The 12582-nt window shown below is 46.6% G+C and carries 11 protein-coding genes; all 11 read right to left on the bottom strand.

Annotation, left to right across the window (positions count from 1 at the left end; all coding sequences use genetic code 11):
* Nucleotides 1–14: 14 nt before the first annotated feature.
* Complete coding sequence (locus tag G6R11_RS11585; protein ID WP_163133229.1) at nt 15–1121, bottom strand: anhydro-N-acetylmuramic acid kinase; 1107 nt, start codon at nt 1119–1121, stop codon at nt 15–17.
* 8 nt (nt 1122–1129) lie between these two features.
* Entirely contained in the window at nt 1130–2758 is a 1629-nt protein-coding gene (locus G6R11_RS11580) for a peptidoglycan DD-metalloendopeptidase family protein (RefSeq protein WP_163133228.1), read from the bottom strand.
* Nucleotides 2759–3099: 341 nt separating this feature from the next.
* A complete protein-coding gene (locus G6R11_RS11575; protein WP_163133227.1) occupies nt 3100–4005 on the bottom strand; it encodes a cobalamin-binding protein in 906 nt (301 codons plus the stop codon).
* Nucleotides 3983–4930 carry a cobalamin biosynthesis protein gene (locus tag G6R11_RS11570; protein ID WP_163133226.1) on the bottom strand — a complete coding sequence of 316 codons (948 nt, stop codon included), beginning with the start codon at nt 4928–4930 and terminating at the stop codon, nt 3983–3985. Before G6R11_RS11570 ends, G6R11_RS11575 begins: the two co-directional genes overlap by 23 nt.
* A complete protein-coding gene (gene mtnN / locus G6R11_RS11565) occupies nt 4930–5628 on the bottom strand; it encodes a 5'-methylthioadenosine/S-adenosylhomocysteine nucleosidase (protein WP_163133225.1) in 699 nt (232 codons plus the stop codon). Before mtnN ends, G6R11_RS11570 begins: the two co-directional genes overlap by 1 nt.
* 63 nt (nt 5629–5691) lie before the next feature.
* The gene (locus G6R11_RS11560) at nt 5692–6120 is read right to left on the bottom strand and encodes a GNAT family N-acetyltransferase (RefSeq protein WP_163133224.1); all 429 of its coding nucleotides are present in this window, start codon (nt 6118–6120) and stop codon (nt 5692–5694) included.
* Nucleotides 6121–6301: 181 nt separating this feature from the next.
* Nucleotides 6302–7048: a hypothetical protein gene (locus tag G6R11_RS11555; RefSeq protein WP_163133223.1), complete on the bottom strand. Its 747-nt coding sequence runs from the start codon at nt 7046–7048 to the stop codon at nt 6302–6304.
* A 401-nt stretch (nt 7049–7449) separates the two neighbouring features.
* On the bottom strand, nt 7450–8895 hold the full coding sequence (gene aldA / locus G6R11_RS11550; protein WP_163133222.1) for an aldehyde dehydrogenase: 1446 nt from the start codon (nt 8893–8895) through the stop codon (nt 7450–7452).
* A 61-nt stretch (nt 8896–8956) separates the two neighbouring features.
* Nucleotides 8957–10285, bottom strand: a complete 1329-nt coding sequence (locus tag G6R11_RS11545) for an RICIN domain-containing protein (RefSeq protein ID WP_163133221.1) — start codon at nt 10283–10285, stop codon at nt 8957–8959.
* A gap of 238 nt (nt 10286–10523) precedes the next feature.
* Nucleotides 10524–11810, bottom strand: coding sequence for a tyrosine--tRNA ligase (tyrS, locus tag G6R11_RS11540; protein WP_163133220.1), 1287 nt, complete (start codon nt 11808–11810; stop codon nt 10524–10526).
* A 125-nt stretch (nt 11811–11935) separates the two neighbouring features.
* Entirely contained in the window at nt 11936–12313 is a 378-nt protein-coding gene (locus tag G6R11_RS11535; protein ID WP_163133219.1) for a DUF2750 domain-containing protein, read from the bottom strand.
* Nucleotides 12314–12582: the final 269 nt, after the last annotated feature.

Below are 12582 nucleotides of genomic sequence, written 5' to 3'. Positions count from 1 at the left end.
AGTAGCCCTCCTTTCTATTGGGCGGGATATAGCGCGCCAAGAATGGCTGTGCGACTTGCCCCGGTTACCGAGCTGGCATTGCCCGCTTGCTTGAGCTTAAAGCAGCGCGCTAACCAGGCAAAAGCCATGGCTTCTAAGGCTTGTTCAGGAATGCCTAGCTTGGAGGTGCGGCTAAGGGAGAGTTTGGGCAGTGCCTCGGCTAGCAATTCCAATAAAAAGCCGTTGTTGTCACCGCCACCACATAAATAGATAGTGCCCTTTTCTGCATCTAGTAACTCTTGAGCAATGCTTTGACAGCTTAGGTGGTGCAAGGTGCACTGTACATCTACAGGCGCTAATTGAGCGAACTCAGGCTGTTCAAGAAAACGGTCTAACCAAGCTAAATGAAAGTACTCTCGACCAGTACTTTTGGGCGCTGCTAAAGCAAAGTACTCATCGGCCAGCATCTGCTTCAAAAGCGCTTGTTGGCAGGTACCGCTTCTTCCCCATTGACCATTATCGTCATAATCTAAGCCATGCGGATGGTGGCGTTTAAAGTGTTGATCTAACAAAGTATTGCCTGGGCCAGTGTCGTAGCCCAGCAATGTTTGCTCGGGCAGTAGGCGAGTGAGGTTAGCAATACCGCCAATGTTTACAATAAAACGTGCTTCATCTCGGCTGCTAAACATAGCTTGATGAAAGGCGGGTACCAAAGGAGCGCCTTGGCCGCCTAGCGCCATGTCTTTATTACGAAAATCGGCAATCACATCAACATTGCTTTGCACAGCGATATGGCTGGGGCTGCCAATTTGTAGGCTGAAATTGAGTTCGGGGAAATGGCGTATGGTTTGCCCATGGCTGCCAATGGCAGATATATCTTGGCTATTCAGCCCTGCTTGCTGAATAGCTTGATTAGCGCTTGATGCAAATAGCTCGGCTACGGCAACACTGGCCTCGGCCATGGCCGCTATTTCATTGTTTGCCGGGCTACATAAACCATGTAGCTGTTCTAGCAAATGTGCTGGAATGGCTTGCTGATGGTGAGCCAGAAGTTTGGGCTTTGCTTGGCTAAAATCCACCACTACAGCATCAACGCCATCCATGCTGGTGCCAGACATTAAGCCGACATATATGTCAGTCATTTAATCACCTAGTTCATCGCTAGCAATACGCGTTTGGTATTGTCTAGCTGCTTGATTCTGACCTTGGCAATCGGCATGAAAATGTCTTTTTGTTTGCCTTTTAAGGGGGTTGAGGTTGGCAGTTTTACCGTACGTGGGTTTTTATGTACCCCGTGTACTAAAAACTCGTAATGTAAGTGTGGGCCGGTAACTCGGCCGGTCGCACCAACCGTGCCGATTTTTTTGCCCTGTTTAACGCGCTGGCCGGTTTTTACGTAGCGTTTATGTAGGTGCAAGTATTTGGTGACATAGGCGCTGCTGTGTTGAATAAATATATAGTTGCCGTTGTACTTACTGTAACCGGATTTAGTCACTCTACCATCGCCGGCAGCTTGCACTGGGGTGCCAACTTTAGCCGCATAATCAATGCCGTTATGTGCGCGTACTCTGCCTGTTACTGGGTGTAGTCGACGTGGATTGAAGTTAGAGCTGATGTATTTGAAGTTAACCGGTGCGCGTAAAAAGGCTTTGCGCATTGGTCTGCCTTCAGGTGTGTAATAGTTTCCGTCTTTGTGGCGAACTGCACGAAATACATCACCTTGGTTAATAAACTCAGCGGCGATAATGTCGCCATTGCCAGCGAATTGACCATCAACAAAATGCTCTTCAAATAGCACCATAAAACTGTCGTTTTTGCGAATGTCTAAGGCGAAATCGATGTCCCAGCCAAAGATGGCTGCCAGCGCCATTATCTGCCCTTGGCTAAGCTGGGCACTAATGCCTGCATTCCAAAAGCTCGAGTTAATGGTGCCTTGGGCAAAGTTAGTCCTTACCTCAAGTTCTTGAGTATCCACCTTAACCGCAAATCTGTCTTGCTCATCGCGCTCAATAATGAGGGTTTGAAACTTGGATTGCGGGTAATGCAACTCCATCAAGCGATCTTGCTCATCCAAGTAAAAGTCGAGCGTATCGCCGGGGTGAACGGTGCGCAGCTTTCTGGCTTCTCCACCCAATTGGTCAATGTCGTATAAGGTGCGGGCACTTAAGCCGACCCGAGAAAAGATTAAGGCCATGCTATCGCCAGATTTTACAGTTTGGCGCTTAAGGGTGTAAAAGTTCTCGGGCTCTTCTGGGGCTTGTTGTGGCTCAATGGTCAGTTGCAATGGGTAACGAACGCCAAGGTTGAGCTCTTTACCTTGTTGTAGCTGAGCGATTAACTCTGCTGCATCGCTCACTTTAACGCTGTTGTCTGCTGCACTACCTGCTTGGGTTAGCGGGCTTGGCTGATCGCTGGTTTTTGCTATTTCACTGCTTTGCTCTGGTTTTACTTCTTGTTGTTCTGCGGAGGTGACCGCTACTGGTGTATCAGCAAATGCTTCCGCTGGTGCGACTGGTTGCGTTTTGTTTTCTTGAACTTGGGGAGTTGCAACCCGCGGTGTTTCTGTGAGTTGCAGTTTTTCTAAGCTGGGTTCGCTAGTGTTTGGCGCTGCGATTGGCGTTGCTTGCTGTGTGTTAGAGGCTTTTGCTGAAAGGTCGATGTTTTGACGTTGGCTTGCCTTAACTGCTTTATCTTCACTGGGTATCAGTAGTGCCGCTATTACTAAAATAATGGCAACAAACAACAGCCGACGATGACGTTTAGGTAATAAGCTTAGCAATCTACTTCCAACATACAAACACAGAGATTATCGCGATTGTAGCCAGATGCCCGTAAGAATGCCAGATTCGAGGCGGTAAGCCGTGAGCTAAGCAGCTTAGCGAGCACTTGCTGACCAAATTGGCGCAGGCTGATTTAATCTAGTGCAGGCGCTTAAATAGCGCAGTTTTTGCTGCAGAATTTATCGTCTGAACCTTAAAGCATATTTGTTGGTTTGATCGAAAACTGTATACAGAATCACCACATAAAACTCCGGACACCTCTTTAGGGGTGGTTTTGTCTGTTGAAAAATCCAGAGAGCCATTTGCTTGCTTAAAATTGGCACAACACTTTCATTAGTTACTACGAAGATTTTTCTTCACTCGTATATGCTCTCGTCCCACTCAGTTTATCTGGGTGGGTTTTTTTTCGGCTTTTTTCGAGCATGCTGCAAAGTTGCTTAAGGCTCTCGAGGGTTCGAAGTGTAAGGCGATGAGCTTTGTCAGGGTCGAGGTGGTAAATATTATGCTGTTGCACGGCCTGAAGTTGTGGCCATTGTTGCCAAGAGTGTTCAAACTGCCACTGGGCAATGATAATAGCCTGTGGATCGGCTTGCAGCACCCACTCTTCCGAGAGCAAAGGGTAGGGCGCCACTGATTCAGCCATAATGTTCTCCCCGCCACATAAGCGAATGCCGTCATTAATCCAACTTTTTGCCGAAATGCTGCGCAGCGGTGTATGCCACATTTGGTAAAACACGCTCACTTTGTCTTTAGACTGATATTGCTCAGCCATTTCGGAAAGCTGTTGTTCGGCAAACTGACTTAAACGCTGACCGGTTTCAGCCTCCCCTAAGATGTTACCGAGTTCAGCAAGCTGTTTAGGCAGGCTGTTTAAGCGCTTGGGCTTGGAAACAAATACCTCGATGTTTAGTGCTCGCAGCTTCTGGGCGAGGCTTTGCTGATTGCCTTGTTGCCACACTAAAACCAAATCGGGCTTTAACGAAATAATGCTCTCGAGGCTAATGTATTGATAGTTGCCAATGCGTGGCAGCGACTTTGCTGCTTCGGGGTAATCGGCATAGTCTACGGTGGCAATCAGTTTGTCACCGGCACCTAGGGCATACACTTGCTCGGTTAAATGAGGGGCTAAGGAAATAATGCGTTGTGGTTTAGCATGAACTGCCGCGCTAGCAAGTACCGCTAGTAAGGCAAGTATCAGTTGATGGCTGGCAGCTTTAGCAGCCTTACAAGTAAATAACGCGGGCAAGGTAAACGGGACAAAGAATAACTAAATACAGCAAGGCGCTCATATTCAGTTTTAGGGCCAGTCTATCTAGCTCTGCTGCTTCTGGATATTGCTGATTTGGGCCAAAGCGGGCTTGTTCAACCTTTTGCTGTTGATAGTGGCGCGGCCCGCCCAGTTCACTTTGTAAGCTACTGGCGCTAACACTAATTAACTTTCCGCTGCCAATATAAGGCCAACGAAATCCTTCGCTAAGGGCCGCTTTATTGCGAGACAGTTTGCCATAACAGCAAATGATAAGAGCCAGCAGCTGAAAGGGAAGGTAACTAAATAACTGATAGAAGCGGCTAGCAATGTGGCCAAACTGGCGATACTGCACCAGCTTTGGGTTCCAAGCAAAGTGTAACTCGGTGATGATGCGGTAGATTAAGGCAGGAACAATGCCGCCCAACATAAACCAAAAAATTACTCCAAACCAATTGGCCGCTAACCTCAGCAATAGCATTTCTGCGGAAGCTTTAGCCACACCAACAGCCGTTAAACTATCGCAATCTCGTAATACCCAGGGGCGTAATATAGTTCGAGCCGGTTTGTGTTGCTGCTTGTTGAGTAAGCGGGTGATGCGATGATAACTGTGCATTGGCGCTTGCCATTGCAGTAAACAAAGCAATAGTAAACTATCGACGACAACGCTGATTGGAGTGAGGTGATTAAACAGCGCCAGACCAAGGCTCAGAGGCAACAAAATAGCCAGTAAAGCCATTCCACCGGCCAAGCGTTGTTGCCGGGGACCGTTGCCGCTGCGATTTACCTTGTTGGCAAGTTGTTCGGCAAACCAGCGCACTAAAAGCATTACCTGGCCAAATCCACGACCAGGTATTAAACGTTCTAAAGCAATGCCCAGTAAAGGCAGGCTGAGGCTAAGCCACAGCCAAGAGCTTTCGTCCATTAGTCGCTAAGCTTCTCTAACATGGCAAGCACTAAGGCAGTTGAATGCTTGGCTGCAGTTTCTAAAAATTCATCAAATGATGATGGCGACTCTTTGCCAGCGATGTCTGACAGTGAACGAATCACTACAAAAGGAATATCAGCTAAGTGACAAACTTGGGCTATTGCAGCACCTTCCATCTCCACTGCAGCCATATTTGGGAAATCTGCGCGGGCTTTTGCTACTCGCTCAGGGTCAGCCATAAAGATATCGCCAGTACAAATTTGGCCACGCACAATTTGGTGACCACTTAGCTGAGTGGCAGCCTGCTCTGCAATCTCGATAAGTTTGGCATCGGCTTTATAGGCGGCTGGGTTAGCTGGGAGTTGGCCCATTTCATAACTAAAGGCAGTAAGGTCTACATCGTGGTATCGCAGTTCGTTAGAGATAACCACATCACCCACTTTAAGGGCCGGGTCAAAACCACCTGCAGAGCCGGTATTAATCACCTGAGTAGGCTGGTAGCGTTGTAGTAAAACGGTGGTGGCAATGGCAGCGGCTACTTTGCCGATACCGGAACGCGTTACAACCACGGGATGCTGGTTTATTTCACCACTGTAGAATTCACAACCAGCAAAGCTATAGGTATCACAATTGTCGATCAACTCGCGAAGTGCAACCACTTCCTGTTCCATAGCGCCAATAATTGCTGTAGTCATAACCGTCTCTTTATCAAAAGGAAAAATCAGCGGAATATTACCACAAGCAAAGTGAAGGAACAGCTACAGATCGCGCACAAATACCCGTTGTGTTTTACGCTGTTTAAATTTGATGTGCTGGTAGAATTGATTGGCTTGTTCGCGAGTACTATCGCAGCGAACTCTTATTTCACCTACGCCGCGGCTAGTGGCCCAATGGCGGCATTGTTTAACCAGCGCGCGGCCAATACCTTGATTTTGCGAGTCTTGATCCACCACCATACCGCTAATTTCGGCAAAGGGTAATGAGCCTAAACGTAGGGCGATAAATACATGAACCCAACCCACTATTTGTTCTTGCTCGTTAAGGTAAACAAAAGCCTGATGAGCTGGGTTTTCTAATATAGCGTGAATATTCGGTAGCACTGTTTGTGCCGTTGGGTTGTAGCCTAGCTGCTTTGCTAGCATGGCCACGTCAACCGCGTCTTCTTCATGAATAGGGCGAATTTGCATAGCATTCCTTAAAATCTGTTAAAACCAAACACTGGTTTGTTAAACCATAGTTACCGTCTTAGGCAGTGAACTGCAAGCAGCTTAGGTAAGATTTATGACTTTTTTAAGACAAAGGTAGGGATTATATTAAGCAAGTGGTCAAAATAGGCCTTGTTTCATAAATCAACAAATAGTCTGCGAGCTAGGCTAGGCTGTCTAACAAGGCCTGAGCTTGGCAATATACTTCGCATAAAGCTTGTTGGGTGAGGCTAAGATCTTCGAACTCCCATTCGGCATAAGGCTGCAGTACATGGGGATGCTGCAGACCAAATTGCGCCAACCAAGCGCTAAGTGTTTGCTCAAGTGCTAGCTTAAGCTGCGCTTGACTAAGTGGAGCGAGCAACAAAGCCTTAGCGCAGGCATTAAGCTGTTGCAAAATATAAGGCAGCGGTGGTTCTACATCCCAAGTAATTGGGCTGCTAAACCAAATGCCAAAGCGCTGATTTGGGCTACACTTGCCTACTTTTATTTGCCAGTTATCGGCGAACTCAAACTGACAATAGTGGCTTCGTATATTTGCTGGCTGCGGTGTAGCTGGGGCTAGCTCATTACTGTCGCCTCGCGCTCGAGCCAGTGAACTTAAATGCTGATGAAGGCGATTTGATAGTTGCTGAGCGATGCTGGCGTCGTTAGCATTTAACTGCCCACTTTGCTGCCAAAACACAATGGCACCGAGTATGGCGAGAAGCATATATTCTTGGCTAAATTTACTACTCAGCGAGCCCTCTAAATATCCCTCCATTAAAGCTGCAAGCTGATGCGGCTGTTCGATAGAAACGAGTTGTTGAATTGAGAAATAGGAGTGACCAAGTTCTACCACTTGATAGCCAAATTGCAGCTGAATATGTGGCGGTATCACCGGGAAGGCCTTGGTATCTATCACGTTCATTCAGCAATTTTTCCGTGGTAATGCTAGCGAATTAAAGCATCGCATATCATGGGCTTAGAGTAAATTGGCGAGAACTTAACTTGCGGCTTACTCATTTTTGGGAATGAGCTGAGCTTGATGTCGCCTACCAAGGAGGCGTAGTTGTATACATAGCCTGGTTGGCTAAGATCTCAGAATAGTTCGTGAGTCATTATTGGTGTTGGCGTCGCCACTGTATAACTTCGAGCATGCCCAAATAAATCATCACTAAGCTTAAAAAGAATCCGATGTAGAACATGGTGCCACCCTTATCATTTGCGTTTAGTTATTGTTGCTTTTTTGTTTTTCTCCGATTTCTAAACTGCGGGTAGCCAAGCACTTGGTGCTAATAAGTGCTTGGCTCACTTCCTAAGAAAACCGTGTTATTTAGAGAAATCTACGTAAAAGGTCTTTTTCTCTAGGTATTGCTCAAAACCATACTTACCATCTTCGCCACCAGAGCCACTAAGCTTGTAGCCATTGTGGAAGCCCTGATGTTGTTCGCCATGGCCGCGGTTTACATAAATCTCTCCGCATTCAAGGTCGTTTACCAAATCCATGACTAACTTGATTCTGTTGGTGAAAATCATCGCTGACAAACCATACTCAGAATCGTTGGCATAGTTAATCACTTCATCAAACTCAGCAAATTTAACTACGGGCAAAATAGGGCCAAAGATCTCTTCGTGAACGAGGCTCATGTCTTGGGTTACGTCAGTAAAAACTGTTGGCTCAAACCAATAGCCTTTTTCAAACCCTGGACCACTTAGTCTCTTACCACCACAGGCCAACTTCGCCCCTTCTTCAAGGGCTTTTGCAACCATGGCTTCCATATTGGCTAGCTCTTTAGCGCTTACTTTGGGCCCCATGTCGCTATCTTCGTTCATTGGGTCGCCCACTTTTAGCGCGGTGACTTTAGCCAGTAGCTTTTCCATGAATTCTGAGTAAATGGCTTGATGAACATATAAACGCTCATTACAGGTACATACCTGACCACAATTATCAAACTTGGAGCTCAGTGCTGCATCCACCGCAGCATCTATATTGGCGTCTTCCAGCACAATGAAAGGTGCTTTACCGCCCAACTCTAATTGCACATGAGCCAAGTTGTCTGAAGTAGCGCGCACAATGGCTTGACCAGCAGGAGTACTACCGGTCATTGAGATCATACTGGTGCTCGGATGGCGCACTAGTGCATCGCCAAGGGTTCTGCCTGGGCCGGTGACCACGTTGAGTAAACCTTTAGGTAAACCGACTTTGTCGGCTAGCTTGGCTAGCTCTAAAGTGGCTAACGGGGTCTCGGTAGTGGGTTTTACAATAATGGCATTGCCGGCAACTAAGGCTGGGCCAATTTTTCGACCAGCCAAGGCGAGCGGAAAGTTCCAAGCCGTAATCGCTACTACCACACCGCGTGGTACTTTGTGGATCCAAATGTGCTCGTCAGGGTTATCTGATTCAACAATGTCACCTTCAATATGGCGTGCCCATTCACAGGCGTATTCAATAAATGAGCAGGTTACGTCTACTTCCATACGCGCAACTTTAAGCAGCTTTCCTTGCTCTTGAACCAGCAATTTAGCTAAGAAGTCACGGTTAGCTTTTATCTCTGCCACCAGTTCATAGAGTTTTTCTGCGCGTTTACGGGCGGGTAGTTTACGCCACTGTTTTTGTGCCGCTAATGCGGCGCTCATTGCTAACTCGGCATCTGTTTCATCGCCGTTTGCAACGGTGGCTATCACTTCCTCGGTTGAAGGGTTAAGCACCTCGGCTGTTGCGCCAGATTTTGCGTCAATCCAGCTACCATTGATGTACATCTGATAATTTTTCATGAATAACCTATCGTGATAATAAACTTGGGCTTAGGCTGTACAGTTCTGCCTAAGCGGTAAATTACTGAACAAATTTGAAACTTTGGTGCTCGGCTGTTTCGCAGCTTCCTAAAGACAATTGCTTGCCATTTTTTTTAGAACCTTTCGCCATTTCTAAACACTCTCCAGTGGCGAGGTTTTGCAGACTGAACCAATTTTGGCCTTGGTTTAATAATACCCAAGACTGAGCTGTTGCGTTTGCGTCGCACTTTTGCTGACGCAAGTCTTGCTTACCTTCACGGGCAACGACACAAAACTCATTGGCGGCGTTTTTAATGCTAATTTGCTGGCCTTGACTACTTGTTTGCTCACTAAATAAAAACTTTTGTTGTTGGCTACGGTGGTCGCAGTAGTTTTGGCGATAACGGCCACCTTTTTCTGAGCGTGGGTTTCTAATCTCAAAGCACTTAGTGCTGTGGCGCAAACTTAGGCCGGCGGCTCCATTGGGTAGTTGAATCGCTGCTAACTCTTGCTCACCTTCTTTTGCTTCAACGGGTGTGTACACTCGAACCCAGTCCACCAACATTTTATTTCTGCTTTCGTCGGCTAAGTCTGCATCGTTGGCAATATGGCCAACACTTGAACGCCAGTCATGGTCTTCCATGTCGATAATCATGAACATTTCGCGGTCTAAACCAAGGTTTTCTGGATCTTTTAGTGACGTTTTAGTTAAGCGACGCACCAAGCGTCCATCAATATAAAACTCAACATTCCACGGATCTATCCAGTAAGCGCCAAAGCGATGAAAGTTATCGCGGTAGGGGGCTTCGTTAGCTAGAAAGTGGTGTTGCTGAGAGCCAATGTCTTTGATTATCTCGTTACTCTCTTCGTCGCGGATGAATACATGGTAATTGGTATTGGCATGGCGTGAATGCTTGTGGTGGTTGGCGCGGTCGCTACCGTAAATCTCTAGAATATCTAACTCGCGTTTATCATCAGCACTCAATAACCAAAAGTTTGATGACAATACTTGGTTAGCAACTTTAATTTTTGCTTCCATGTATACCGGATAAACAATTGGTGTTTTAGACGTGACAACACCTAAGTGGACTTTGTCTGATTCAGGTTTTCTAGCCGCTTTAATGACTAGCTTTCCATCTACAATATCGGAATGTGCAGAACTCCATTCAGTTAAACCTGGGCCGGTCCACGCGTTGTGGTAGTGGTCATTCCATTTTTCGCTGAACTGCTGGTTTTTTCCTTGGTAGTTAAAATCATCTGAGAATGCTTCAACTAATTCCCAAGTATTACCAAAGCCGGGGTCGGCTGGTACGGTGTAATCTTCCCAATCTTTGGCTTGTGCATTAAAGGCTAGGCTGGCTGCAGCCAGTAATAAAGTGTTTCTTAACAAGGTATTGACTCATACAAATTAAATAAGTGAACCAATTCTGCCATGTTGTTGGCCGGTAATCTGTAAACTGGTTAACATTTATTTATATTGGTTGAACAATTTGTTTGGGACGAGTGAGGGCTTTGAGGGAAGCTAAATATTGCGCAGGTTATAGTGCAGAGGCCTGTTGTTTTAGGCAAAAAAAAAGAGTAAGCAGTTAGCACTACTTACTCTTATCGATGGCTTGGTAATTTGCGGCTTAGCTGGCCCAAATCACTAAGCTGAATAGTTTTTTACCGCGCTTAACCACTGAGTACTTGCCGTATAAGGCATCGCAGGCTTGCAGAGTCAGTTGTGGGTCGTTGAGTTTCTCACCGTTTACTGACACTGCGCCGTTACCAATAAACTCACGGGCCATTTTATTCGATTTTGCTAACTCGCTAGCGGTAAGAACTTCAACCAAACCGGCTTCGCTTTGCTCAAGTTGAGTGGTTGGTAAACCATCTTGGGCTAGCTGCTCTAAGTCCGACTCGCTAAGAGAGGCTAAATCACCAGAGAATAGCGCTTGAGTAATGCGCATGGCAGAGGCTAAACCTTCTTCGCCATGTACTAAGCGGGTGACTTCTTTAGCTAAAATCCCCTGTGCTTCTGGGCGGCCTTGAGCGGCTTTGTCACGCTCTTCAATGGCAGCAATTTCTGCAACATCGATAAAGGTGAAGTAACGTAAGAACGAATATACGTCGGCGTCTGCGGTATTAATCCAGAACTGGTAGAAGGCGTAAGGTGAGGTACGTTTAGGGTCTAACCAAATGGTGCCTGTTTCAGTTTTACCAAACTTGGTGCCATCTGCTTTAGTTACTAGCGGCATGGTTAAGCCGTACACTTTGTTGCTGTACATGCGGCGCGCTAAGTCAATACCACCAGTGATATTGCCCCACTGATCTGAACCACCAATTTGTAGGGTGGTGTTTTCTTTATCGCTTAGCTCTGCAAAGTCGTAAGATTGCAGCAGCATATAGCTAAATTCGGTGAATGAAATGCCAGATTCATCGCGGTCGATACGCTGTTTCACTGACTCTTTCTTGATCATCGCGTTAACACTAAAGTGCTTGCCCACATTACGCATGAAATCAATCACGTTAACTTGACCAATCCAATCAAGGTTATTAATTACCTTGGCGGCGTTGTCTTGTTCGCCAAATGCGATAAATTGGCTGACTTGCTTTTGCAGTTTGCCAACCCAGCCGGTCACTACTTCATCGCTGTTAAGTTTGCGCTCGGCGGCTTTAAAGCTTGGGTCACCAATTAAGCCAGTAGCTCCACCCACTAGGGCTAAAGGTTTGTGGCCAGCCTGTTGAAAGCGCTTAAGCATAAGTAGCGGTACTAGGCTGCCAATGTGCAGGCTGTCGGCTGTAGGGTCGAAACCACAATACAGGGTGCGGGCTCCACTAGAAAGGTGTTCGGCCAGTTCTTCATCGGCAGTGCATTGAGCAACTAGGCCGCGCGCCTTCAAATCTTCTAATAATGGATTAACCGTTGTCGTCATAATTTAACCTGTTTGTATTTCTGTACCCGTTTGGGCGCTATGAACAATTTTCGAGCCGAAGATTCTACACTTAAGTCCTTGCTAAAAAAACTGCTTAGTGGACTTAAGCGCGCTAAATACTCGGCTTACTTAATTTTTCCGCTGCTAAGCTCGTCGGCTAGGTCTAACGGGGAAACAATAGTACCTTCACCTGCAAAACTCGGGGCAACTGCTAGGTCGAAGCCATCGTTTGCCATGCCTGGTAGCCATTTATCTGTTAAATCACTCAAGCTAATGGCAAGTGCTTTAAAGTTGCTGTGATCTTTGCTGCCCCAGTGCTCTGCTAGCGCTTGCTCGCTCCAAAGCAGTAATACTTTTTCGTCACCAGTTTCAATAATCAAACAGCCTTGCTCGTCACTTAAGGTCCAAACCTGTTGGCTCTTGCGAGTTTGCTCGATAAAACTTTGATAACGCTGCTTGGTAGTGAGTCGGTCGTTTGCTTCGATTAATGCTTGAGTGCTCATGTTGGTTCCTGGGTGCGACTAGTGGGCGGCGCGTAGTATAGCAGCTTCATTAGGCGCTGTTGATCTTTGCTAAAGCCTTTGGCTGCGTTTGTGGCTCATTTCTACTGCTTTACGCGAATTAGCCATAACTGCTGCTAAAAGCAGCTCCAAAGGTCAACACGAGTTGATGATTAAAATTTAACTTCTCTTGATCTACAACTAAGCGGCCAGCTTGGCTATTGGCTAAACTGCTGGCCGTTTTAGGCTCGGCCTAAGTTTTCAGTATTGAG

The organism is Agarivorans sp. Alg241-V36 (assembly GCF_900537085.1).
Lineage (GTDB): Bacteria > Pseudomonadota > Gammaproteobacteria > Enterobacterales > Celerinatantimonadaceae > Agarivorans.
This window is presented reverse-complemented; position numbering and strand designations above follow the sequence as displayed.

What these genes read in the sequence shown, in the direction of transcription:
- G6R11_RS11585 (WP_163133229.1), bottom strand. Translation starts at nt 1,121, where the DNA reads ATGACTGACATATATGTCGGCTTAATGTCTGGCACCAGCATGGATGGC.
- G6R11_RS11570 (WP_163133226.1), bottom strand. Translation starts at nt 4,930, where the DNA reads ATGGACGAAAGCTCTTGGCTGTGGCTTAGCCTCAGCCTGCCTTTACTG.
- mtnN (WP_163133225.1), bottom strand. Translation starts at nt 5,628, where the DNA reads ATGACTACAGCAATTATTGGCGCTATGGAACAGGAAGTGGTTGCACTT.
- G6R11_RS11560 (WP_163133224.1), bottom strand. Translation starts at nt 6,120, where the DNA reads ATGCAAATTCGCCCTATTCATGAAGAAGACGCGGTTGACGTGGCCATG.
- G6R11_RS11555 (WP_163133223.1), bottom strand. Translation starts at nt 7,048, where the DNA reads ATGAACGTGATAGATACCAAGGCCTTCCCGGTGATACCGCCACATATT.
- aldA (WP_163133222.1), bottom strand. Translation starts at nt 8,895, where the DNA reads ATGAAAAATTATCAGATGTACATCAATGGTAGCTGGATTGACGCAAAA.
- tyrS (WP_163133220.1), bottom strand. Translation starts at nt 11,810, where the DNA reads ATGACGACAACGGTTAATCCATTATTAGAAGATTTGAAGGCGCGCGGC.
- G6R11_RS11535 (WP_163133219.1), bottom strand. Translation starts at nt 12,313, where the DNA reads ATGAGCACTCAAGCATTAATCGAAGCAAACGACCGACTCACTACCAAG.